This is a genomic window from Corallococcus macrosporus, assembly GCF_017302985.1.
GTDB lineage: Bacteria > Myxococcota > Myxococcia > Myxococcales > Myxococcaceae > Corallococcus > Corallococcus macrosporus_A.
In genome coordinates, this window is the sequence record NZ_JAFIMU010000008.1 from 170,462 (window position 1) to 192,563 (window position 22,102).

20 protein-coding genes and 2 pseudogenes are annotated in these 22,102 nt (G+C 72.8%); 5 read left to right on the plus strand and 17 right to left on the minus strand.

Features of this window, described 5'->3' with window-relative positions; translation table 11 throughout:
• Window positions 1–24 precede the first annotated feature (24 nt).
• The 7 genes and pseudogenes from JYK02_RS27505 to JYK02_RS27540 form a co-directional block, all read right to left on the minus strand.
• Window positions 25–813, minus strand: coding sequence for a zf-HC2 domain-containing protein (locus tag JYK02_RS27505; RefSeq protein WP_207055529.1), 789 nt, complete (start codon window positions 811–813; stop codon window positions 25–27).
• Complete coding sequence (locus JYK02_RS27510) at window positions 800–1,324, minus strand: RNA polymerase sigma factor (protein WP_347402600.1); 525 nt, start codon at window positions 1,322–1,324, stop codon at window positions 800–802. The genes JYK02_RS27505 and JYK02_RS27510 overlap by 14 nt, the downstream gene beginning before the upstream one ends.
• A gap of 100 nt (window positions 1,325–1,424) precedes the next feature.
• Window positions 1,425–1,880 carry a DUF6691 family protein gene (locus JYK02_RS27515; protein ID WP_207055533.1) on the minus strand — a complete coding sequence of 152 codons (456 nt, stop codon included), beginning with the start codon at window positions 1,878–1,880 and terminating at the stop codon, window positions 1,425–1,427.
• A gap of 1 nt (window position 1,881) precedes the next feature.
• Window positions 1,882–2,304 carry a YeeE/YedE family protein gene (locus JYK02_RS27520; RefSeq protein WP_207055535.1) on the minus strand — a complete coding sequence of 141 codons (423 nt, stop codon included), beginning with the start codon at window positions 2,302–2,304 and terminating at the stop codon, window positions 1,882–1,884.
• Between the two features lie 52 nt (window positions 2,305–2,356).
• Window positions 2,357–2,716, minus strand: a complete 360-nt coding sequence (locus JYK02_RS39950; RefSeq protein WP_242589279.1) for a hypothetical protein — start codon at window positions 2,714–2,716, stop codon at window positions 2,357–2,359.
• Window positions 2,717–3,120: 404 nt separating this feature from the next.
• A pseudogene (locus JYK02_RS40810) lies at window positions 3,121–3,210 on the minus strand (hypothetical protein); the annotation flags it as partial.
• A gap of 171 nt (window positions 3,211–3,381) precedes the next feature.
• Window positions 3,382–4,272 carry a hypothetical protein gene (locus JYK02_RS27540; protein WP_207055536.1) on the minus strand — a complete coding sequence of 297 codons (891 nt, stop codon included), beginning with the start codon at window positions 4,270–4,272 and terminating at the stop codon, window positions 3,382–3,384.
• A 294-nt stretch (window positions 4,273–4,566) separates the two neighbouring features.
• Here JYK02_RS27540 and JYK02_RS40930 point away from each other — a divergent pair.
• Window positions 4,567–5,022 (plus strand): annotated as a pseudogene (locus tag JYK02_RS40930) (MFS transporter); the annotation flags it as partial.
• On the opposite strand, the gene JYK02_RS27545 reads toward JYK02_RS40930, so the two are convergent.
• Together JYK02_RS27545 and JYK02_RS27550 are read right to left on the minus strand one after the other, a co-directional pair.
• The gene (locus JYK02_RS27545) at window positions 5,003–5,782 is read right to left on the minus strand and encodes an MsnO8 family LLM class oxidoreductase (RefSeq protein WP_431603505.1); all 780 of its coding nucleotides are present in this window, start codon (window positions 5,780–5,782) and stop codon (window positions 5,003–5,005) included. The pseudogene JYK02_RS40930 and the gene JYK02_RS27545 sit on opposite strands and share 20 nt — an antisense overlap.
• A gap of 99 nt (window positions 5,783–5,881) precedes the next feature.
• Window positions 5,882–6,487 (minus strand): cysteine hydrolase family protein, encoded by a 606-nt coding sequence (locus tag JYK02_RS27550; protein WP_207055537.1) that lies wholly within the window; start codon window positions 6,485–6,487, stop codon window positions 5,882–5,884.
• Window positions 6,488–6,765: 278 nt separating this feature from the next.
• On the opposite strand from JYK02_RS27550, the gene JYK02_RS27555 reads away from it, so the two are divergent.
• Window positions 6,766–7,530, plus strand: coding sequence for a glutamine amidotransferase-related protein (locus tag JYK02_RS27555; protein ID WP_207055538.1), 765 nt, complete (start codon window positions 6,766–6,768; stop codon window positions 7,528–7,530).
• Between the two features lie 306 nt (window positions 7,531–7,836).
• Window positions 7,837–11,754, plus strand: a complete 3,918-nt coding sequence (locus JYK02_RS27560; protein WP_207055539.1) for a protein kinase domain-containing protein — start codon at window positions 7,837–7,839, stop codon at window positions 11,752–11,754.
• A gap of 9 nt (window positions 11,755–11,763) precedes the next feature.
• Here the strand turns inward: JYK02_RS27560 and JYK02_RS27565 are convergent, their stop codons facing one another.
• The gene (locus tag JYK02_RS27565; protein ID WP_207055540.1) at window positions 11,764–12,282 is read right to left on the minus strand and encodes a GNAT family N-acetyltransferase; all 519 of its coding nucleotides are present in this window, start codon (window positions 12,280–12,282) and stop codon (window positions 11,764–11,766) included.
• Window positions 12,283–12,292: 10 nt separating this feature from the next.
• Window positions 12,293–13,342, minus strand: coding sequence for a hypothetical protein (locus JYK02_RS27570; protein ID WP_207055541.1), 1,050 nt, complete (start codon window positions 13,340–13,342; stop codon window positions 12,293–12,295).
• 148 nt (window positions 13,343–13,490) lie between these two features.
• On the opposite strand from JYK02_RS27570, the gene JYK02_RS27575 reads away from it, so the two are divergent.
• Window positions 13,491–13,784 (plus strand): hypothetical protein, encoded by a 294-nt coding sequence (locus JYK02_RS27575; protein ID WP_207055542.1) that lies wholly within the window; start codon window positions 13,491–13,493, stop codon window positions 13,782–13,784.
• Window positions 13,785–13,790: 6 nt separating this feature from the next.
• Here the strand turns inward: JYK02_RS27575 and JYK02_RS27580 are convergent, their stop codons facing one another.
• The 3 genes from JYK02_RS27580 to JYK02_RS27590 are packed head-to-tail and all read right to left on the minus strand — an operon-like array spanning window position 13,791 to window position 17,716.
• A complete protein-coding gene (locus JYK02_RS27580) occupies window positions 13,791–15,254 on the minus strand; it encodes a putative metal-binding motif-containing protein (RefSeq protein WP_207055545.1) in 1,464 nt (487 codons plus the stop codon).
• A gap of 11 nt (window positions 15,255–15,265) precedes the next feature.
• The gene (locus tag JYK02_RS27585; RefSeq protein WP_207055546.1) at window positions 15,266–16,759 is read right to left on the minus strand and encodes a putative metal-binding motif-containing protein; all 1,494 of its coding nucleotides are present in this window, start codon (window positions 16,757–16,759) and stop codon (window positions 15,266–15,268) included.
• Between the two features lie 30 nt (window positions 16,760–16,789).
• Window positions 16,790–17,716, minus strand: a complete 927-nt coding sequence (locus JYK02_RS27590; protein WP_207055547.1) for an RluA family pseudouridine synthase — start codon at window positions 17,714–17,716, stop codon at window positions 16,790–16,792.
• 99 nt (window positions 17,717–17,815) lie between these two features.
• Here JYK02_RS27590 and JYK02_RS27595 point away from each other — a divergent pair, with 99 nt between their 5' ends.
• Window positions 17,816–19,054: an MFS transporter gene (locus tag JYK02_RS27595; RefSeq protein ID WP_207055548.1), complete on the plus strand. Its 1,239-nt coding sequence runs from the start codon at window positions 17,816–17,818 to the stop codon at window positions 19,052–19,054.
• Between the two features lie 4 nt (window positions 19,055–19,058).
• Here the strand turns inward: JYK02_RS27595 and JYK02_RS27600 are convergent, their stop codons facing one another.
• The 3 genes from JYK02_RS27600 to JYK02_RS27610 form a co-directional block, all read right to left on the minus strand.
• Window positions 19,059–20,135 carry a M20/M25/M40 family metallo-hydrolase gene (locus JYK02_RS27600; protein ID WP_207055549.1) on the minus strand — a complete coding sequence of 359 codons (1,077 nt, stop codon included), beginning with the start codon at window positions 20,133–20,135 and terminating at the stop codon, window positions 19,059–19,061.
• Window positions 20,122–20,991 carry a [LysW]-aminoadipate kinase gene (locus tag JYK02_RS27605; RefSeq protein WP_207055550.1) on the minus strand — a complete coding sequence of 290 codons (870 nt, stop codon included), beginning with the start codon at window positions 20,989–20,991 and terminating at the stop codon, window positions 20,122–20,124. The genes JYK02_RS27600 and JYK02_RS27605 overlap by 14 nt, the downstream gene beginning before the upstream one ends.
• 76 nt (window positions 20,992–21,067) lie before the next feature.
• Window positions 21,068–21,844: an SDR family NAD(P)-dependent oxidoreductase gene (locus JYK02_RS27610; protein WP_207055551.1), complete on the minus strand. Its 777-nt coding sequence runs from the start codon at window positions 21,842–21,844 to the stop codon at window positions 21,068–21,070.
• Window positions 21,845–22,102 lie beyond the last annotated feature (258 nt).

The following is a 22,102-nucleotide window of genomic DNA, read 5'->3' on the forward strand; positions in this document are numbered from 1 at the left end:
GTCGCGGGGGCCCACCCGTGCCGCCTACGGCTCATCCGGAGTCGAGAGCGCGCTCAGCAGCACCGAGTCCCCCAGCTCCGACACCGCGATGGTGACGTCGTCGCCGCGCGCCACCACGCAGATGCGCTCACCCACGGGCCCCTTCGTGCAGCGCGGTCCCTTCTGCGCGAAAGCGAGGCCCTGCGCGCCGGCGCTCGAGCCCCTCGGGGGCGCGAACAGCGTGAGGGCGTGGTTGCCGTAGCGGTAGAGCAAGGAGATGGTGATGCGGCCATCGAGCCTGCAGCGCCGCGCGCCCAGCAGCCGCGCGCCAGGCACGTCCGGTACCTCGACCTCCTCGCCCGTCTGGGCGCGCGCCCACGCGCGCACGGCCGTCCGGTCCGAGGATTCGAACTCGCAGGGCTGCGCGCGGGAGAAGGCCCGCAGGTGGTGGCGCTCGAGATCCGCCGCCAGCACCTCGTTGAAGCCGCGCGGCCATCCCGTCCACAGCAGGCCCACCGCGAGGAGCAGCGCGGCCGCGGCGGCGGCGAGGCGGCGCATGGGCGCGGAACGCGGCAGGTGGACGCGGGCGGCAGCGGAGGGCGGGCCTCCACCCTCGCCGAGTACCTCGATGCGCGTCCGCAGCCGCCGAGGCACGGTGGGCAGGGACGCGGCCCCCCGCAGCGCCATGCGCAGCCCGGCGTAGCGCTCGGCGAGTTGACGGCACGCTGCGCACGCGGCCAGGTGCGCCTCGGCGCGCGCGCTCTCCGAGGCGCTGGCCTCGCCGTCGAAGTACTCCGAGATCCTCTCGCGCCACGTCTCGCTACATCCGCTCACGGCCACTCTCCCCTTGCATGAAATCCAGGAGCGCCCCCCGGGCACGCGCCAGCCGCGAGCGCACGGTGCCGACGGGGCAATCCTGCACTTGCGCAATCTCCTCGTACGACAGCTCCTCCACCTCACGCAGCCACAATGCCTCGCGCCACTCGGGCGCAATCGCCGCGAGCCCCGCCGTCAGCGAGGGGCTCAGGGCACGCGCGTGCAGCTCTCGTTCGAGGTCCCCCGTCGGCTCGGGCAGGGGCGCCTCGGAGCCTGAGCCCCCCTGCAGCACCTCCAGCCGAGGCCGCAACCCACGCGCGCCGTTGAGGTGAACCGTGCGCTGCACCGCGAGCAGCCAGCCGCGAAGCTGCTCGGGACTGCGCAGCTCGCCACGCCGCTCCAGCGCGCGCACGACCGTGTCCTGCACCAGGTCCTCGGCGTGGGCCGGGTTCCGGGTGAGGCGGAGGCCCGTTCGCAAGAGCGTAGGCAGGTGGGGCAGCACGAGCGAGATGAAGCCGCGGGGGGTCACGGGAGCGAGGACACGCGCAGGGGTGGAAAAGGTTCCCGGCCGCCCACACACTCCGGTGGGAGGGGCGCAAGCGGCTGGGGAGGGGCGGAGGGAGGGATGCTCAGCGCTGGGGGACGGGCGCCTGGACACGGGCGGGCACGGGGCGCTTCTCCCAGAGCTGGAAGAGCAGCATGCCGCCCACCATTGCCGCGACGAAGAGCAGCGCCGGGTTCGCGCCGGAGCCCACGGAGGTGAAGGCGGGACCCGGGCAATAGCCGGCGAGCCCCCAGCCCGCGCCGAAGAGCGCAGCGCCGGCGACCAGCCGCGCGTCCGGGCGTGCGTTGCCGAGCGCCGGGAAGGTGGGCGCGAGCACGGGCGCGCGGCGCTGGCGCAGGATGAGCCGGCGCAGCAGTGCGTAGGTCCCCATCGCGCCGGCCATGACGAAGGCGAGGCCGGGCTGCCAGTCACCCGCCACATCGAGGAAGCCCACCACCTTGGCGGGGTCGGTCATGCCGCCCAGCCCCAGGCCGAGCGAGAAGAGGATGCCGGCGAGCCCGGCCATCAGTGCGGCCTTCATCTCAGAGACCTCCGAGAACGTGGTGGACGAGGAACACGGTGAGCGCGCCCGTCACCATGAAGGTGCCGGTCGCGACGAAAGAGCGCAGCGAGCCGCGGGCCAGACCGCACACGCCATGGCCGCTGGTGCAGCCATTGCCCAGGCGCGTGCCGAAGCCCACCAGCAGCCCCGCGAGCACCGTGAGGCCGGCGCCCGTCACCACCGGGGCGCCGAACACCTGTGGAAACAGCGCGCGCAGCAGCAGTCCGCCGCCCACGAGCCCGCCGACGAATGCGGCGCGCCAGGCGAGTTCGCCGCGCGGGGGCAGCAGCAGTCCGCCTGCGATGCCGCTGATGCCGGCAATGCGACCATTGAAGAGGAGGAGCAGGCTCGAGGCGAGCCCGATGAGAATGCCGCCGAGCAGGGGTGGGAGGAACTGTGTCACGTAGGAAGACCTCGCGAGAGCGGTGAAGGGGAAACGGCGGAGCGAGAGAACCTCAGCGCTGCACGGCCGCGGCGGCAGCCGGCGCGGCGTGCGCGGTCGAGTCGAGCAACACGCCGCGGTTCTTGAAGAGGATGAAGGCGCCCATCAGCACGAGGACGAGGGAGAAGGCGCGCTTGAGGGCCGCCTGGGAGACGAAGCGCACGAGGGTGGTTCCCAAGAGGATGCCCGCGGCCGCGAGGGCGGTGAACTCGCCCAGCAGCCCCCAGGGCACCCGCACCTGACCGAGGTAGCCCGCGGCGGGCAGCCCCAGCACGTACACGAAGATGGGAACGGTGAGGATGGAGCCGCCGCCGCCGAGCAAGCCGAGGGCGAGGCCGACGAGGGCAGCGAGCGAGAGGCCGAGGACCAGCACGGCAGGACTCCAGGAGCAGAGGAGGGGCGCTGCCCCCCCCCGCGGCGAACGGGTGTGCGGCACCCACGGGCCGCTTCGCCCATGAGAGCCAGGACAGGCGAAAAGGGATTCACCCCCGCGGTCCGGAGACGCGAAGGCAGCCCGCGCCGACGCACACAGCCACTACAGGCGCCGGCCAAAGCGGCGCAGGCGCAGGCTGTTGAGCAGGACGGAGACGCTGGACAGCGACATGGCGGCCGAGGCGACGACCGGCGACAGCTGCCAGCCCGTCCGCGAGCCGGGAGGTCCGCCACGGCGACGAGACCCGCGAGCCCGCCGTCCACGGCCACGAAGAAGGGCGTGCGGCCCAGCGCGCAGGGGCAGGCCAGCACCAGCACCGCGACGAAGCGCTCCACGGCCGTGGCGAGGCCCGTGGCGCTCGGGTCCACCCCCAGCCACGCCGCGAGCGTGACGAGCGCGATGCCCAGCACCACGGGGACGAAGATGCCGGCCACCGTGTCCGCCAGGCGCGCGATGGGCGCGCGGCTGCACCGCGCGCGAAAGGCGCTCAAGACGGGACTGGAGCAGGTGTGCGGCGGGTGCGCTGCCGCGGGCTGCCTGGACTGCGGCTGCGCGAAGAAGGCCGCGGCGCTGGCGCGGTAGGGCGCCCCTCGGGCTGGCGGTCGCTAGTGATGCGACCCGTGAGCCCCATGGCCAGGCACGCCCACCGGACCGGAAGTGTCCGCCGGCTGCACGCGCAGCACGAAGGGCACCGTCACCACCCGGCCCTGGCGCTGCACCTGGACCCAGAGCTTGTAGAGGCCCGCGCGAGGGAAGACGGCGTGGGCCGCGACGCCCTGCCCAGGCTTGGAGTCAAGCGGGTGCACGTGGAGGAAGTCCTTTCCGTCCGCGCTGAGCACGGCGAAGTGGGCCATGGCCTCGAGGTAGGGCTCGAGGTCGTCCACGGGGCGGCCCGTCGCAGCGTCGGCAATGGCGAAGTGCAGGTGGGCACCACCGGCGCCCGCACGCGCCGCGTCGCCTCCGTGCAGGGTGAAGACGAGGCCGTCACTGCGCTGCGTCGTGGGCGTCACGGTGAGCGCGGGCGATGGACGGGACGGGCCCTCCACCCGAAGCGGATGCCGGTCCACCGGGGCGCCGCCGCCCGGTCGCGCGTAGTCCACGAGCACCATGTACTCGCCGCCCGACTCGAAGGTGTGCTCCAGCGCGAACTCACCCTCCCGGGCCTCCGGGTGCACGTGCGCGAAGCTCCGCAGGTCCTTGGAGATGAGGAACAGGTGCATGGGCTTGCCGTGCGACAGGTCCAGTGTCGACACGGGCTGGCCCTGCGCATCCCTCACCCGCAGCGCGAGCGTCGCGGGCCTGCCCGCCTGCACAGGCGAGGGGTTGGTGCGCAATTGCGTGCTGAACATGGCGGACTCCTGCTTGGGCTGAGCGTGGGGATGGCCGCGGACCTGCGATGCGGCCTGTCCGGGCGCGGGTCCCGCCAGGGCGAGCGGCGCGGCCAACAGCGCGACGTGCGCAAGGGCGGTGGTGAGGGCAGGTTTCAGGCGTGCCATGGAGCAGCTCCGGGGGAAGACGTGGATGGAGTGACCTCCTCCAGGAAGACGCACGCGGGCGCAGGGCCTTACACCCCTCCAGTGCGGCCACGGGACGACCCACCAGGGTGTAAGGCCCCAGAGCGGCCTTCGTCCCTCTTCAGAGCACGGGAGTTCTTCATCTGCCCGCCTCGCCACTCGCTCGAAGGGGTCTTCCATGTCCGCCACGCTTCTACCCAGACCGCCCCGTCCGCGGCGTTCCTCAAGGAGCGCGCGCTTGGCCTGTCGCTGCTCGTCATCGCGACGGCGCAGTTGATGCGCGTCCTGGACGATGCCATCGCGAACATCGCGCTGCCGAGCATCCAGCGTGACCTTGGCGTCTCCGCGGCGGCCCTCCCGTGGGTCGTCAATGCATACGTCCTCGCCTTCGGCAGCCTGCTCCCATCCGGCGGCCGGCTCGGCGACCTCTTCGGACGCCGCCGGGTGTTCCAGGTCGGCCTGGGTGTGTTCGCCCTCGCCTCGCTGCTCGGCGGCCTCGGCGTCAACGTCGAGATGCTCATCGTGTCGCGCGGCCTCCGGGGGCTTGGTGCCGCGCTGGTCGCCCCCAATGCGCTGGCCCTCATCGCCACCACCTTCCCGGTGGGCCCGCCGCGCAACCGCGCGATGGCCGTCTACGGCGCGATGTCCGCGCTCGGCATCAGCATCGGCGTGCTGCTGGGTGGGTTGCTGAGCTGGCGATGGGTGTTCTTCATCAACGTCCCCATTGGCCTCGCGGTGCTCCTCGGCACCCGGACGCTCGTCGAGGGGCAGCGCAACCGCGGCCGGCTCGACCCGAATAGTCGGACGACCCCAGCAGCCACACCGGCGGACGCGCGAACGAGCGCGGGATGCCATTCTCCTGGTCCTGGACGGGGCCGGGCACGGCATGGACGCCACCGTCTTTGTAGGGATGGCCGTCGGGGAAGTGGCCCTCCAGGAAGTGAAGCAGTTCTCCGAGCTGAGCCGGGAAGTCCTCCGGGCTGACCTGTCCGCGCCGCAACGCGGCCGCGGTGGCCATGTCCGTGCCCGGCGCACGGCCAACGCCCAAGTCGATGCGCCCCGGCGCGAACGAGGCCAGGAGCCCGAACTGCTCGGCGACGACCAGCGGCGGGAAGTTGGGCAGCATCATGCCGCCCGCGCCGAGCCGAATCCGATGGGTCTCGCCGACGAGCCGGGCCAGCAGCATCGCGGGCGACGACGTCGTGACGCCCGGCATGGCGTGGTGCTCGGCGACCCAGTAGCGGGTGAAGCCCCGGCGATCCACCAAACGGGCCAGCTCGATGCTGCCTGCCAGGGCCTCGCGCGCCGTCACGCCTCTTCCCGCCATTGCGAAGTCGAGGATGGGAATGGCAGCCGGCGCCGTGCCGCGGCGCGTACCGAGAATTGCATCGTTCACGAGGTCTTCTCTCGAATGAAGGGGGTCTTCAGGAGATGCCTGGGGAGCGGCTCCTCTCGGATTCGAAGTCCGGGGAGGCTTCGAGTTGGTGGCCACCTGCGGCCCGAGGGCCTCCCCGGTGGAGGACCGGGTGGCGTGAGCGCGGAGCAGCGCGCGTCGGGCCGCCTGGCGCGCCGCGCCCCGCGCTCGGAAGCCTTACGCCCAGGCCCCCGCGTCCTTCACCACCAGCGCGAACAGATCGCCGAGCGCCGCGAGTTCGTTGCGCTGCAGCTCCGCCGCCGGCACCACGCCTCCGGTGGGGCCGGGCAGGTCGCGCGTCGCGGTGGCCGCGGCCACCACCGTGTTGCTGTAGCCAAGGTCCAGGGCCGCCCGCGTCGTGGCCGAGACGCACATATGCGTCATGAAGCCCGCGATGATGAGCTCCTTGCGGCCCGTCGCCTGAATGCGCGCGTGCAGGTCGGTGCCGGCGAAGGAGTTCGGCAGGGCCTTGGTCACGACCGCCTCGCCTTCCTTCGGAGCCACGGCCGGGATGATGGCGCTGCCAGGCCCCCGCGGGTCGAAGATGGTGCTGCCGGCGGGGCCGTGGTGCACGACATGGAAGACCGGCGTGCCATGGCGGCGGGCCAGCTCGAGCAGGCGCGCCGTCTCCGCCACCGCGGCGTCAATGCCGGCGAGCGGCAGGTTGCCGGAGGGCAGGTACTCCGCCTGGGCGTCGACGATGACGAGCACCGCGCGGTCGAGCGGGGAGGGATGGGCCGGCGGGGCACCGAGCATGGATAGAAGCGTACGGGGGGCAGTCATGGAGGTCTCCTCGAGGGGCTGGCAGCCCGGGTTGGTCCCCATGGAGTAGTCCGTGCGCATCCGCTCCGTCATTCGCTGTCTTCGTGCAATGCCTGTGCAGAAATGGTCAGGGTCGGAGCTCGAAGCCGTGCTGCGAGCCGGCGGGAGCGGCGCGGGGCGTTGGCTTTCGAGCGCGGCAGGGGGAACGCAGCGTCCAGCGGACCGAGAACTTCCGTTTCCCGGGCGGACGCTGGGGACCATCCTTAGGCTCCTGCACCGACCTCGCCCTGGAGCCCCCTGTGACGCCTCGCCCGCCTCGCGCCGTGCTCTTCCAACACGACCTGCCCGTCGGCTCCGGTGGGCTCGCCGCCGCGCTCGCGGGGGCGGGATTCGCCCTCGAGCCTCGCTACCGGGAGGTCCGCCCGGGGGACGCCGACGCGGAGCTCGCGGTCGTGCTCGGCGGCTTCATGGGCGCGTACGAGGCGCAGCGCTACCCCATTCTTCGTGACGAGCTGTCGCTGCTGGAGCGGCGGCTCGCGCGGGGCCTGCCCACCCTGGGCGTGTGCCTTGGCGCGCAGCTGCTCGCGCAGGTGGCCGGCGCGCGCGTATATCCGGACCCCCAAGGAATGGTCGTCGGCGTGCACCCGCTCGTGCCCACGCCCGCCGGCCGGGCCCATCCCGTCTTCGCGCCGGACGCCCCCGTCTTCGACGTTGCCCACTGGCACGCCGACACGTTCGACCCCGTTCCCGGGGCCATCCGGCTTGCGGGCTCGGAGCGCACGCCCCAGGAACTCTTCGCGCTGGGCAGTGCGCTCGGCATCCTCGTCCATCCCGAAGTCGACGCGTCCACCTTCGAGGGCTGGGCCCGAGCGAGCCCGGACTCGCTCGCCCGGGCCGGCCGCACGCTCGAAGCGCTCGCCGGGGACGAACTCCCGCGGCTTCGGAGCAACGCGCCCCGCATCGAAGCGTTTCGCGTCCGGCTCGCCCATTTCCTCATGGGCCAGGTCGCCTCGCTCGCGGGCCGGGTAGGAGGCCCGGGCGCCCCGGCGCGCGTCTCGGAGTGAGCCCGGACCGCCGAGCGCAGTGCGGCTGAACAGCGGCTTGTGTCAGCCGAGCAGGGCGAGGTTCGCCCGCGACAGTCCGGCGTCGCCGTGGCAACGGATTGCCCAAGGTGACGTTCTTCCAAGCACGGCCTCGCCTTCCCCCCGCGTGGACTGCCCCAACGGCTCACGGAGTCCTCGCTGACGCCCAGCTGGCGCGCGACCTCCGCCGCTCCGCCAGTTGCCGCGCCGTCCAGCGCTTCGGCGACGTAACACGTCAGGCCCTTACCCAACTTGCCTGAAGGGGGTTAGCGTGAAGGCCCTGCCCCCGTGATCGCGACCCCTTCCAGCTGCCTGACCGACGAGGTCCTGGTCGAGCTCCTCGAGGACCAGTTGACGGACGAGGCGCTGGCGCAGGTGCACCGCCACGCGGCCGGGTGTGTCGAGTGCCGGGGCCTGCTGGCCACGCTCACGCCCGGCATCCAGCGCTCGCAGGTGGACGACCCGCAGGAGCGGGAGACGGACAGCCTGCCGCCGGATCCGGTGCCCTGGACGCCGCCACCGTCCTTCGATGCGTTCCGCCTGGAGCGCCCGCTGGGCCGGGGAGGCATGGGCATCGTCTACCTCGCGCACGACACCTCGCTGGACCGGCGCGTGGCGGTGAAGTTCATGGCGTCGGCGCAGCCGGATGAGCGCTTCCGAGACCTGTTCACCACGGAGGCCCGGGCGCTCGCGCGGCTTCAGCACGCGAACATCGTCAGCGTGTTCAGCGTGGGCACGGTGGACGGCCATCCGTACATCGTCTCCGAGTACGTCGTCGGAGAGACGCTCGCGGAGCTGCCCCTGCCGGTGCCGTGGCGGCGGGTGCTGTCGTTGGGCGTGGGCCTGGCGCGGGGGCTCGCGGCGGCGCACCGCCAGGGCGTCCTCCACCGCGACCTCAAGCCCTCCAACGCGCTCGTCACGCGCGAGGGCGAGGTGAAGCTGCTCGACTTCGGCCTCGCCGAGCGCTTCGAAGTGGGCGCGGAGCTGGCGTCCGGCTCGCCGCTGCTCGTGGGCACGCTGCCGTACATGGCGCCGGAGGTGCTGGCCGGAGGCCCCTCGAGCGCCCGCAGCGACCTGTACGCGCTGGGCCTCATCCTCCACGAGCTGTGCACGGGCCAGGTGCCCCGCCGCGCCTCACGCCGTCCCGAGGACACGCCGCCCCGCGCCGCGCTGGGCCCGGAGGTGGATCCGGACTTCGCCGCCATCATCCTGCGCTGCCTCGCGGTGGATCCGCACGAGCGCTTCGCCTCGGCGGAGGCGCTGTGCGAAGCGCTGGAGCAGTTGGAGCGCTCCATCTCGCCCGCGCCGCTGGCGGCCGGCAATCCCTATCGCGGCCTGGCGCCGTTCGCGGCCGAGCACCGCGCCCTCTTCTTCGGACGCGAGGGCGACATCCGCGCCGTGCTGGAGCGCCTGCGCACGCGCCCGTTGGTCCTGGTCGCGGGCGACTCCGGAACGGGCAAGTCCTCGCTGTGCCGCGCGGGAGTGCTGCCCCGCGTGGCGGCCGGAGACCTGGGCGACGGACGAGAGCCGCACGTCCTCACGCTGTGGCCCGGCCACCGCCCGATTGAAGCGCTGGCCGCCGCGCTCGCGCCGGTGCTGGGGCGCAGGGAGGCCGACCTCGTCACCGCCCTCACGGACACGCCGGCCTGGCTGGGGCAGGCGCTGCGCGAGACGCACGGGCGCGGGCGGGGACTGCTGCTCTTCATTGATCAGCTGGAGGAGCTGCTCACCCTCTCCGACCCGGGACAAGCGGCGCACTTCGCGCGGCTGCTGGGAGAGCTGGCCCTGCCCTCCCCCGGCGTGCGCGTGCTGCTGGCGGTGCGCGGCGACTTCCTCACGCGCCTGTGCGCGCTCCCGGGTCTGGGGGACGAGGCGGAGCGCGCGCTCTACATCCTCCGGCCCCTGTCCCCGGAGGGCGTGCGCGAGGCCATCATCGGTCCGGCCCGCGCGCGGGGCGTGGCCTTCGAGTCACCGGAGCTGGTGCAGACGCTCGTCGCCTCCACGGCGCATGGCGTGGGCAGCCTGCCGCTCCTCCAGTTCGCGCTCGCGGAGCTGTGGGAGCGCCGCGACTCCGCCGGGGGCCGCATCACGCGCTCGGCGCTGGAGGCGATGGGCGGCGTGGCCGGAGCGCTGTCCCGGCACGCGGACGGCGTGCTCGCGCGCATGAGCCCGGCGGAGCACGCGGCGGCGCGGCGGCTGCTGCTCCAGCTGGTGACGGCGGAGGGCACGCGCATCGAGCGTGGCGCGGAGGACCTGGCGGACGCCTCGGATGACACGTCCCGCGCGGCGCTGCGCGTGCTCGTGGAGGGGCGGCTGCTGCACACGCGCACCGTGAACGGCCTGCCGCGCTGGGAGATCGCCCACGAGTCGCTGATCCGCAGCTGGGGCACGCTGCGCGACTGGCTGGACGACGACATCGGGCACCGCGTGCTGCGCAAGCGCGTGGAGGCGGCCAGCGCGGAGTGGGACCGGCTGCGCCGCGCCAGCGAGGCCCTCTGGGGTCAGCGCCAGCTGGATGAAGTGCGGCTGCTGGAGCCCGCCACCCTGGGCTCCCGGGAGCAGGCCTTCCTGAGCGCGTCCCACCGCGCCGTGCGCCGCGCACGCTGGGGACGGGGGCTCACCGCGCTCGTGCTCGCGCTCGCGGTCCTCGCGTCCTACGGCGGGCTCAAGCTCCAGGCGTACCTGGAGGACTCGCGCTTCATCGACGCGGAGCTGGGCACCGCGAAGGAGGCGCTGGCCTCGGGCCGCACCCTCGCCGCCCGGGCGCTCGCGAGCCGCGAGGAGTCACTGGCGATGTTCGACGGCCGGGCGCCCTCCTCGCTGGGCCCGGAGACGGCCACGGATGCCACGGGGCTTCGCAGCGCCGCGGAGAAGCGGTGGACGGAGACGCTCGCGCTGCGTGACCAGGCGGAAGCCGCCTTCACCCGCGCCAGCCGCAGCCTGGAGCGCGGCCTGGACCGGGACCGCCACCACGCCGACACGCGACGGCTCATCGCGGCGGTCCTGTCCGAGCGCGTGCTGCTGGCGGAGTCCTTCCACCAGCGACACGAGCGCGACGCGTGGCTGCAACGCCTGGAGCAGGAGGTGGACGCATCGAAGGAAGGCGCGGCCTGGCTGCGGCGCTTCCACGAGCCCGCGGAGCTGTCCTTCGAGAACCTGCCCTCCGGCGCCCACGTCTCCCTCTCGCGCGTCGTCCGGACGGACGGTCCGTTCCGCCAAGAGCCCCTGCCGGACACGGGCAGCTCGCGCTTCGTCCTCCCGGAGGGCTCCTACGTGGCCCACGTCACGCAGCCGGGACGTGTGCCCGTGGACGTCCCGGTGTTCCTCACGCACGGCACCCGGGAAGCGCTGCGCCTGACGCTCCCCACGCAGGTGCCCGAAGGCTACGTCTACATCCCGCCGGGCTGCTTCCTCCTGGGCAGCGCCGAGCCGGAGGTGGTGCGCCGCTTCACCTTCAGCCCGCCCATGCATCGCTACTGCCTCACCGGCGGATACCTGGTGGGCCGCGACGAGGTGACGTTTGGCGACTGGCTGCGCTACCTGGAGGACCTGCCTCCGGACGCGCCCGCGAGGCGGGTCCTGGAGCAGCCGCACTTCGGCGACGGAGGCGCCATCACGCTGCGGTGGAAGCAGGGCACGGGCTGGGTCTTCACCTTCCACCGCACCCGCGAGGAGTTCCGCACCGCGAAGGAGGGCGAGCCCCTGCTCTACGCGGAGCGCACGCGTCACGCGAGCGTGGACTGGAAGCAGCTCCCGCTGTCCGGTGTGTCCGCGCAGGACCTGGAGGGCTACTTCTACTGGCTCCACCGGACGAGGCGGCTGCCGGGAGCGCGCCTGTGCGGCCAGCATGAATGGGAGTACGCGGCGCGGGGCGCGGACGGCCGGCGCTACCCCCACGGCGACCAGCTCCAGCCGGACGACGCCAACATCGACGCGACGTATGACCGGCGGCCGCTGGCCTTTGGCCCGGACGCGGTGGGGACGCACCCCGCGTCGGTGAGCCCGTTCGGACTCCAGGACATGGCGGGCAACGCCTACGAGCTGACGCGCTCCGTGACGCCGGAATTCGGCAGCGTCGTGCTCCGGGGAGGCTCCTGGTATTACGACTCGTTCGTCGCGGCGAGCGCCGACCTCTCCCCCGGTGACGCGACCGCGCGGGACGTGCGCAGCGGCGTGCGCGTCTGCGCTTCGTTCGACCCGCGCTGACGCGGAAGCTCAGCCAATCACATACACGCGGTTGGCGATGCCATCCTCGGTGACGTGGCGGTCCAGGCGCATCCCCAGCCGCTCCGCCACGCGGATGGACGCGACGTTGTTCGGGTGGATGATGGCCACCAGCGGGACGTGTGGCAGGTGCCGGGCCGCGAGCGCCAGCGCGACCCGGGACACCTCCGTCGCGTAGCCGGAGCCCCAGGTTTCCGGCGTGAAGCGGTAGGCCAGGTTCAGCACGCGCTGGCCTTCCAGCTCCTTGTGGCGCACGCCGCCCAGGCCCACGACGACGCCGGGCGCGTCCAGCCGCTCCACCAGCCAGTAACCCACGCCGTCGCGCGCCCAGTCCTCCAGCCAGACGTCCAGGATGCGCCGCGCGGCCTCGCGCGTCTCCATGTAGCCGCGGCGGCTGAACTGGTTCGTGGCCGGATCCGAGTGGAGGGCATAGACGGCCTCCAGGTCGGGCTCGCTGACGGCGCGCAGCAGCAGCCGCTCGGTGGTCGTGCGTTCGAAGTCCTGCTTCATGCCGGGCAGTCTACGTGAGCCAGGTCCACTCCAGGTCGTCCAGCGCGGGGGCCTTGCCGGCCCTCACGCGCCGTGCGGCGAGCTCCTCGCGCCACGTCTCCCGTCCTCCCGGGATGGGCCAGGCGCGCGACACGGTCCCCTTGGGGCCGGGGGTGAAGCTGCGCACCAGCATGCGGTTGACGCGGTCGACGGTCTCCGGCGTCGCGCCGGCGCGCAGCTGGAAGTCCGCGCTGAACAGGGCGCCCTCCTCGCGGACGGAGTTCCCGGGGCGCGGCGGGTCGATGAACGGCCACAGGCCCAGCAGCGGGGGCTCCACGCCTTCGAGCAGCGCCGCGTGAAGCCGGTTGTGGCCATCCAGCACCAGCCACTTCGCCAGGATGTCCACGTACATCAGCAGCACGGGCGGCAACGTCCCGGCCCTCGCGTGCTTGCGCCAGCTCTTCACGCGCCCGGAATCAGGGGGCATGGGCGGGCGCAGCCAGAGCACGGCGCCGGGCCGTTGTGCGGGCGTGTTCTCCCACCAGTCCTCCCTCCACGCGAAGGGGTACGTCGGCTCCGTCACGGAGGCCAGCGAGTGCGGCGGCATGGGCGGCTGACCGAAGCCCCACTCCATGGGGGAGACGGGGTGCCGCTCCGCCTTCTCCGCGGGGATGGCGCGCACGGGGCGCAGACACCAGTGCCCGGCGTGGAGCACCGGCAGCGGAGCCTCCACGAGCGCCCGCGCCAGCCGCCAGTTCCACTGCTCCCACCAGGCCTCGGTGCCGGAGGCGGCCTCCACGGACCGGACCTCGGGCGCGGACAGCGGCGGCAGGACCTCCGGAGGGGGCCACGTTCCCCTCAGGAAGATGGCGCGGTCCCAGTACGCGTCGATGCGGGTCCACAGCAGCGTCACGCCCACGCCGCGCACGCGGAGGCGGTAGTCCGCGGTGGCATCCAGGTGCAGCGCGGGCCGTCGTGCCCAGCGGCCCACCGCGGGCACGTGCAGCAGCAGTCCAGGGCCGGGGGTCTCCAGTCCCCAGCTCCGGTTGTCATCCGCGACGATGGAGACTCCCAGGTGCATGCTCCGCGCTCCTCGCAGTGCCCGGGCAGCATGGGCTTCCGGAGCGTAGCCGACCGCACGCCTGCCTTGCGGCCATGCGGGGACTGCCCGCTCCCCCCTGCCATCCCGGGACGGCCGCCCCCACCTTGAGGGCAGGAGGTGATGGGACATGGCGGACAGGATTCTGGAGAAGCAGCACGAGCACGAGCGCGAACAGGAGCGCGAGCGGCTGCGCGAGCTGGAGCAGAAGGACCTGGAGGTGGAGTCGAAGCGAGGCGCCCGTCCCCTGGAGGGCTTCGCGGGAGGCCACACCACGTGGACGGGGGATCAGGACGACCAGGCCGCGGCCCGCGTGCACGCCGGTGACGCCGACGCCGCCTGGGAGGCCAGTGAGCGGCAGGCCCGGCTGGAGCCCGCCGAGCCCTCGTCCGAGGACGACGACTCGGGGCTCCGCCGGGAGTAGCCGGCTTCAGGGCGCGCAGTAACGCACGGACTGGAGCGTGAAGGCCTGGGGGTCTTCGGTGGCGGTCATCAGGAGCGCCCCCATCCAGTTTCCGGGCAGCTCATGCACCCGCACCCACTGCGAATGGCGGTGCAGGGGCATGGGCTGGGGCCCCGGGCTCTGGTCCTTCGCGCTGCCATCGGGCCCCCGGGTCCAGAACCGGCCCTCCCAGTCGAAGGACGTGTCGCCCGTCCCCTGGGGGGAAACGGCGCGCACGGAGAGCCAGGCCATCTGGAGGCCCCGGGAGGTCATCGTGGCGCCAAACCACGGCACCTCGCCCTCCGTCGTGGACGCGAGCGTTTCCGGCGCGGGGCTCTTGAAGACGGACCGCAGCTGCTTGAGCGGTGACGGCCGGACCGACGTGTCGCGATAGAGCAGCGACGGCTCGTCGCCCAGCAACATGGCCGTGGGCGAATCCCCCACGTCGAGCACGCGCGAGTCGGTCGAGGAGGACAAGCTGCCGTCGTAGCGCGCCAACTGGATGCGCGACGGCTGGCCGACGCCGTGGTCTTCCACCACCATCAGCAGGAACCCTCCACCCTCGAGCGCCATTACGGTCGGAGTGGACAGACGGACCTGCTCCTCCTTCGTCAGGAACACGACCCAGGGACCGCTCACCACGCGTCCGTCCAGGTCCACGACCCGCCCCAGCACCTCCTTGGCATCGCTCGTGGCGCTCCAGACCACCGCGACCTGCTGTCCGTCCCGGCTCACGGCCGCCCGCGCGGCGACCGAGACATGGAAGTGCTCGTAGATGAGGATTCCTCCCGGGGGCCCCAAGGGGTTGCCCTGCTCATCCAGGTGAACGAGGAGCAATCGCGAGCTGACCTCCGAGGTCACGTACCGCCCGACGTAGACCAGCGCCGGTCCACGCGCGGTCCGCACCAGGCTGACCGAGGTGATCGGTTCAGGGCCGGGCGCGACGGGCACCTGGATGACGGCCTGCAGCTTCAGCGACGCATCCAGACGGCGAACCTGGAGCGTGTCCGAGCCCGCGACGGAGGCCATCAGGAAGCCCCCCGGCACGGGCAGGCTGTCCACGAGGCCTCCGTGCGGCGGCGTCCCCAGGGAATCCACCTGCGCCCAGGTGGCTGGATCCGTCACCCCGTCACAGTCGTTGTCCAGCCCGTCGCAGCTCAGCTCCGTCGCTTCGTACTTCTCGCCATAGGAGCGCGCGGTGCACACGGCCTCATAGGCGCCGTCCACCAGGGCCCGACTGGCTCCGGCGCAGACGCCCTGGGTCTTCTCGCAGGGCAGGGCCTGCGCCACGCCACTGTCGGGCGTCCCGGCGTCGTCCGTGACGCCGGCATCCCCCTGCGTGCCCGCATCCACCTGCGTGCCGGCATCCTGCTCCGGGCCCGACGGGCTCGTGTTGGAACCACAGCCTGCGAGCAGCAGGGCCACCACCAGGGACTTCATCCGTGAATGCATGTGTCCTTTCCTCACTGCGCGCAGTACCGCAGTGAGCGAAGCGTGTAGGTCCTGGGGGTGTCCGTGGCGGTCATCATGAGCGCGCCCATCTGGCCCCCCGGCAGCTCATGCAGCCGCACCCAGGAGGCGGTGACATGAAGGGGGATGGGCGCGGCGCCGGGCGTCCAATCCGTCACGCTCCCCGTCGGGCTCCGGCCCCAGAGCCGGCCTTCGACGGCGAACGAACCGTCCCCTCCGGGCGGCGGGTCGGAGACGAAGAGCATGGAGAGCCACGCCAGCTGCAGCCCCCGGGAGGTCATCGTCGCGCCGAACAGGCTGGTCTGGCTGCGTGTCGTGGCGACCAGGGGCTCGGCCGTGCCCTGGTTGAAGAGGGACCGCACCTGGAGGAAGCGGGGATTGAACCCGTTCGGCTCACGGTAGATCAGCGTCGGCTCTCCCGTGCCGCCCTCTTCCAACGGAGCTGTCAGCAGCATCCGGGGAAGGGCCCCATACTTCACGGTGAGGATGCGCTCGTCCCCCACGGGCAGGAGGTCGCGGTCGAAACGCCGCAGCCAGACCCGCGTGTCATCGAACGAGCCCTGCTTGTTCTCATTCGCCTTCACCAGGAAGCCGCCATCGCCCAGGGCCAGCACCTCCGCCTCGGAGAGGGTCAGCGGGTCCGACGTGTGCAGCACGCGCGCGGCGGCCAGGACCTGGCCGGCGGGGTCCACGGTCATGCCGTGCACTTCGCGGGCCCCTCCGAGCTCCCACGCCCAGAGCACCGCGAGCCGCTCTCCATCCAGGGACGGGGCCACGTGCACGGTCACCCAGCTATAGGGCCCCTCGATGACGACGAGGCCCTCGGGCGGGCCGATGGGAGCGCCCTGCTCGTCGAGCGGCACGAAGTGCACCTGCGAGTGGTAGGCCGGCTCCGGGTACACGGTGGCGTAGAAGAGCGCGACGCCTCGCGAGGTGCGCACCAGCTGGGCCCCCGTCACGCGAATGGGCGCGGGCGACAGCGGCAGGGCCACCGAGCCCTGGAGGCGCAGGGACGCATCGAGCCGGAGCACCTGGATGGAGCCCAGGCCGTCGGAGGAGACGAACAGGAAGCCCCCCTCCACGGGCAGGCTGTCCGCCCATTTTTCATTCGGAGCCCACTGCATCGGCGCGGCATCCGTCCACGTCGTCGGATCCGCGACGCCGTCGCAGTCGTTGTCCAGGTTGTCGCAGCGCGTCTCCGCGGCCTCATAGTCCGCGCCGTACGAGCGCGCGGTGCACACGGCCTCATAGGCCCCGTCCACCCACGCCCGCTTCGCGCCGGCACAGACGCCCTGGGTCTTCTCGCAGGGCAGGCCTTCCGCGATACCACTGTCCGGCGTCCCCGCGTCGTCCGTGACGCCCGCGTCGACAGAAGTCCCCGCATCCACCTGCGTGCCCGCGTCCCGCTCCGGCTCCGACGGGCTCGTGGAGGATCCACAGCCCACGAGCACCAGGGCCAGCACCAACGACTTCACGACCGATTGCATGTTCCCCTCTTCCCCAATGCTCAAAACGTATCACGCGGTCTGACGTAGCACCGTGAGCCCCCGCATGAAGTCCTCCGGCAGCGGGGACTCCACCTGGATGATCCGCCCCGTCGCGGAGGACGGTACCTCCAGCCGCCACGCGTGCAGGGCCTGACGCCCCACCGCGAGCGCCGCCGGGTGCTTGCGCGCGTCTTCCGTGCCGTAGAGCGAATCCCCCAGCACCGGATACCCGGCCTCCGACAGCTGCACGCGGATCTGATGCGTGCGCCCCGTGTCCAGGTCGATGTCCAGCAGCGCCCCCTCCCGGAACCGCTCGCGCACCGTGAACGTCAGCGCCGCGCGCCGGGCGGAGGGCACGCGCGTGGTGAAGCGGCGCGGATCCTTCGGGTCCCTCGCGTAGGGCCCCTCCAGCCTTCCGGTGTCCGGAGGCCGCCCCAGCACCAGCGTCTGGTAGCGCTTGTCCACGCGCTTCTCCTGGAACGCCTTCAAGAGCGCCGCCACCGCGTCGTCCGTCCGGGCCAACGCCAGACAGCCGCTCGTCTCGCGGTCCAGCCGGTGCACCACGCCCGGCTGTGCCACGCCCTCCACGTCGAACGGCGGGCACCGCGCCGCGAGCAGCCCCACCACCGACGCCGCCCGCCCCTCCGGCTCCACCACCAGGTCCGGCGGCTTGGCCACGATGACGAGCGCCGCGTCGTCGTACAGCACCGGCAGCTCCGGGCCTTCCATGGACGCATGCGGCGACGGCCGGGGCTCCGGCGTCTCCAGCGTGAGTTCCTCGCCGCCCCACAGCTTGCGCGTCGCCTGCGCCTTCTTGCCCCGGATGCGCACCCGTCCCGCGTCCAGCATCGCGCGCGCCCGCTCCGGCGTGAGGCCCGGGACGTGCTTCGTCAGGAACCGGTCGAGCCGCTCGCCGGCAATCTCCCGGGGAACCACGAGAACCTTGTGCCGCGTCATGCCTTTCCCCGTCTCCCAAGGCAGGCAGGGAGTCAACCACCGTGTAGGCGTGCGCCCACCGAGCACACGTCAGGGGCGCGCAGTAGAAAGGGGCCCTCCGTGGCCACCTCCTTGTTTTCCCGTTCGGGCTCCGCTCGGGCCCTGTCCCACCGCGACTTCACCCTCCTCTGGCTGGGCACGCTCGTGTCCAACATCGGCACGTGGATGGAGTCCGTCGCGCTGGGGGTCTACGTCACGCAGGTGACGGGCCAGGCCGCCTGGACGGGCGGCGTCGCGGCGCTGACGCACCTGCCCTCGATGGTGCTCGCGCCCCTGGGCGGCGCGCTCGCGGACCGCTTCGACCGGCGCACCTTCATGGCCGTGTGCGTGTGCGTGCAGGCGCTCCTGGCCGCGCTGCTCACGGTGCTGGCCGGCACGGGGAACCTGTCCGTGCCGTGGGTGGCGGCCATCTCGCTGCTCAACGGCGCGTTCAGCACGCTGGTCATCCCCTGCGCCACGGCGCTCACCGTGGCCGTGGTGCCCAAGGAGGACCTGCACAACGCGCTCAGCCTGGACTCGGCGCAGTTCAACCTGGGCCGCATCATCGGGCCCGTGCTGGCCGCGCTCGTGCTGACGAAGGTGGGCATCGCCGGGGCGCTCTTCGTCAACACCCTGTCCTTCCTCGCCGTGCTGCTGGCGCTCGCGGCCATGCGGGGCGCGGCGGCGAGCGCCATCCCCCCGCGGGTGGAGGCGCTGTGGGCCGGCATCATGCGCGGCGTGCGCCTGGCGTGGACGGACCCGGGCATCGCGCTCGCGCTGGGCTCCGGGGCGCTGGTGGGGCTGCTCATCTCCCCGTTCGTGGGGCTGGTGCCGGTGTTCGCCCTGAAGGTGCTGGGCGGGGACGCGACCACCACGTCCATGCTGCTCACCGCGCAGGGCACGGGCGCGGTCATCGCGGCGTTCGGCTCGGGCGCCATCGCCGCGAGGATGGGGCGGCAGGCCTTCCTGGAGTCCGCGCTGCTGCTCGTGGGGCTGTGCTCCGCCGCCTACTGGCTGTCCCCCACGCTGCCGGTGGCCCTGGTGACGCTGTTCATCCTGGGCGCCGTGTACCTGGTGGCCTTCACCGGCCTGAAGACGGTGTGTCAGGCGCGTACGCCGCCGGAGCTCCAGGCGCGCGTGAGCAGCCTGTTCCTCCTGCTGGTGAACGCGGGCTACATCCTGGGCGTCTGGGGCCAGGGCGCGCTGTCGGACCGCGTGGGCGTGCGGCCCATCACCGCCGGGTGCGCCCTGCTCTTCTTCGGCATCGTGGTGGGGATGCGCACGCTGCGCGCCCGGGGCCTGGCCGCGCTGGGCACCTGAGCGCTCAGCTCCCCGCGGGCGCCTTCGCCGGCAGCAGCGCCAGCACGCGCGCGAGGACGGCGACGCCCTCCTCGTACTCCGGCAGGTCGATGTGCTCGTTCGGCGTGTGGTCCAGCGCCGCGTCGCCGGGGCCGTAGGCCACCGTGGGCACGCTCCACGCGGAGGCCACGGTGTTCCAGTCGGACGTGCCCGTCTTCAGGCGCAGCGTGGGCTTCGCGCCGCGCTCGCGGATGGCCTGCTTGAAGACGCGGGAGAGCGCGTCGTTGCCGTTGGTGGACACGGCGTCCTTGCGCGCCACGGTGCGCACCGTGACGGTGGGCACGGTGGCCAGCGCCGCGAGCAGCGCTGCCGTGTCCGTGGACGGGCCGGTGCGGATGCTCACCGCGGCCGTGGCCCACTCCTCCGTCTCCGTGGCGCCGGTGTGGAAGGCGTTGAGCGAGGGCAGGTTCTGCTCGAAGAGGGACGGCCGCTCGCGGTTCCAGTCGTCACACAACCGCTTGAGCGCGTTCCACGCGTCGATGACGTGTTCGGCGGCGGCGCGGTAGTCGCGGCTCGCGGTGTGGCGGCGGCTGGCGCGGTGCTCCAGGTCCAGGCGCAGCAGCCCCTTGTAGCCGATGGTCACCGCGTGCGCGCCGCTGGGCTCGCCGTTGATGACGAAGTCCGGGGCGTACTGCTCGCGCACGTGCAGGGCGCCGCGCGTGATGGCGACCTCCTCCTCCACGCAGCCCAGGAGGAGGAACTGCTTGCCGGCGCGCTCCGCGTCGTCCAGCAGCTCCACGGCTTCGATGAACGCGCACAGCGGGCCCTTGGCGTCCACGGCGCCCCGGCCGTAGAGCTTCTGGCCCTCCAGCCGCACCGGCACCTCTCCGGGCACGGTGTCGATGTGGCCCAGGAACGCGATGACGGTGTCGCCGTCCCCATAGCGGGCAATGGCGTTGCCCATGGCGTCGGTGTGCGCCCGCCAGCCGCGCGTGCCCAGCCGCTCCACCAGCGCTCCGGCGAAGGAGGCCTCCTGGTGGCTGGGGCTGTACTGCTCCACCATCCACCGCAACAAGTCGACGCCCGGCTCACGCGCCCGCATCCGCCCCGCCTTTGTCCCGAAGGGTGAACTTCGTGCCGCCCGCCTCCTCCAGCGCGGAGAACACCGGCCGCGCCACGCGAGACGCGCTCACGTACGCGGAAGGAACGCCGCCCTCCAGCGCCCGGCGCACGGCCTCCAGCTTGTAGCGCATGCGCCCGCCCGCCAGCGGCATGCAGCCCTCCACGTCATCGCTCGCGCGCACCAGCGTCGCGGGGTCCTTCGGATCCGCGAGCAGCCCCGGCACGTTGGAGAGGATGACGAGCGCCCGGGCCCCGAGCGCCGCCGCGATGGAGGACGCCACGTGGTCCGCGTCCACGTTCACGAGCACGCCGTCTTCCGTCACCGCCGGAGGGCACACGACGGGCACGTAGCCGCCGTCCAGGAGCGTCCCGAGGAGCGCCGCGTTGACGGAGGAGACCTCACCGGCCAGGTGCTCGCGGTCGATGCGCATCCGCCCGTCCGCGCCCTGCAGCTTGAGCGGCGGCCGCCTGCGCGCGGTGAGCACGCGGCCGTCCGCGCCGCACAGCCCCAGCGCGGTGACGCCCTTCGCGAGCAGCGCCAGCACCACGGCCTTGTTCACCTCACCCACCCACGCCATGGTGAGCGCGCGCAGCGTGGGCGCGTAGGTGAGGCGCACGACGTTGCCGTTCGCGGTGGTCGCCTCCGGGCGCTCCATGCCCAGCGAGCCCAACAGCCGCTCACCGGCCTCCGAGCCGCCGTTGACGACGACGACGCGCGCCCCCTGGCGGACGAGCTCCACCACGTCCGCGCAGACGTTCTCCAGATCCACGCCCGCCGCGCCGCCAATCTTCACGACGACGGGGCGGGAAGCGGAAGAAGCGGGGATGGAGCTCATAGGCACTCCAGGTCCACGCTCGCCGCGCCGCCAATCTTCACGATGGGGCGGCGGGACGGAGTAGCGGCGTTGGCGCTCATCCGATGACGCTCGCGCCGCCGTCCACCAACTGCACGGTGCCGGTGATGAAGGATGCGCGCTCACTGGCGAGGAACACCGCCGCGGCGGCGAACTCCTCCGGGAGCCCCACGCGCTTGAGCGGGATGTGGGCGCCCATGGCGCGAAGTCCCGCCTCCACGTCGCCCGCGTTGCCGGCGGTGCGCTCCACGGGCGGCGTGCGCATGTAGCCCGGTGCCAGCACGTTGACGGTGATGCCGCTGTCGCCCAGCTCCTGCACCAGCGCGGCGGAGAAGCCGACGATGCCCAGGCGAGCGAAGCCGGACAGCGCGAAGCGGGCCACCGGCCGCACCACCGTCTCCGACGTGATGAACAGCAGCCGTCCCCACCCGGCCTTCTTCATGTGGGGCAGCGCCGCGAGCGCCAGGGAGATGGGCGGCAGGAGCACCGCGTCCGCCGCGCTCCGGTACGCGTCCACGCCGAAGGTGGAGGCCGGGCCGGGAGGAGGACCGCCGCTGTTGGTGACGACGACGTGCAGCGCGCCCAGCTTCGCCGCGACGTCATCCACCCAGCGGCGCACGTCCGCGTCGTCCTTCACGTCCACGCGCGTCGCCAGCACACGGCCACCGCGCGCCACGGCCTTGAGCCGAGCCTCCGCCTGGGCCAGCCGGTCCGTGTCCCGCGCGCCGATGGCGACGTGCGCGCCCTCCTTCGCCAGTTCCTCCGCGACGGCGAGTCCCAGCCCGCTGGAGCCACCCGCGACGAGCGCGACCTTGTTGGCGAGTCCCAGTTCCATCCGCGTCCCTCCAGAAGTCGGCGCCAACCGCGCCTGAGTCATCCCACCGCACGCCACCGGACCGCGCATCAAGGTCCCAACCGATCCGACTGTCGGGCCCGCTTCCGCCGCTCGGGTGGAGCACGCCTTCCCTGCCGCCGTTCCCCAACCGGTCCGACTGTCGGACCACTTCCCGCAGACCGGGCCGTTCAGCCCTCTCCTGCCGCCATTCCCAACGGGTCCCACTGTCGGCCCACTTCCCGCGGCCCGGGCCGTTCA

What these genes read in the sequence shown, in the direction of transcription:
- JYK02_RS27515 (WP_207055533.1), bottom strand. Translation starts at nt 1,880, where the DNA reads ATGAAGGCCGCACTGATGGCCGGGCTCGCCGGCATCCTCTTCTCGCTC.
- JYK02_RS27550 (WP_207055537.1), bottom strand. Translation starts at nt 6,487, where the DNA reads ATGACTGCCCCCCGTACGCTTCTATCCATGCTCGGTGCCCCGCCGGCC.
- JYK02_RS27600 (WP_207055549.1), bottom strand. Translation starts at nt 20,135, where the DNA reads ATGCGGGCGCGTGAGCCGGGCGTCGACTTGTTGCGGTGGATGGTGGAG.
- JYK02_RS27590 (WP_207055547.1), bottom strand. Translation starts at nt 17,716, where the DNA reads ATGACGCGGCACAAGGTTCTCGTGGTTCCCCGGGAGATTGCCGGCGAG.
- JYK02_RS27565 (WP_207055540.1), bottom strand. Translation starts at nt 12,282, where the DNA reads ATGAAGCAGGACTTCGAACGCACGACCACCGAGCGGCTGCTGCTGCGC.
- JYK02_RS27585 (WP_207055546.1), bottom strand. Translation starts at nt 16,759, where the DNA reads ATGCAATCGGTCGTGAAGTCGTTGGTGCTGGCCCTGGTGCTCGTGGGC.
- JYK02_RS27575 (WP_207055542.1), top strand. Translation starts at nt 13,491, where the DNA reads ATGGCGGACAGGATTCTGGAGAAGCAGCACGAGCACGAGCGCGAACAG.
- JYK02_RS27605 (WP_207055550.1), bottom strand. Translation starts at nt 20,991, where the DNA reads ATGAGCTCCATCCCCGCTTCTTCCGCTTCCCGCCCCGTCGTCGTGAAG.
- JYK02_RS27570 (WP_207055541.1), bottom strand. Translation starts at nt 13,342, where the DNA reads ATGCACCTGGGAGTCTCCATCGTCGCGGATGACAACCGGAGCTGGGGA.
- JYK02_RS27610 (WP_207055551.1), bottom strand. Translation starts at nt 21,844, where the DNA reads ATGGAACTGGGACTCGCCAACAAGGTCGCGCTCGTCGCGGGTGGCTCC.
- JYK02_RS27540 (WP_207055536.1), bottom strand. Translation starts at nt 4,272, where the DNA reads ATGGCACGCCTGAAACCTGCCCTCACCACCGCCCTTGCGCACGTCGCG.
- JYK02_RS27580 (WP_207055545.1), bottom strand. Translation starts at nt 15,254, where the DNA reads ATGCATTCACGGATGAAGTCCCTGGTGGTGGCCCTGCTGCTCGCAGGC.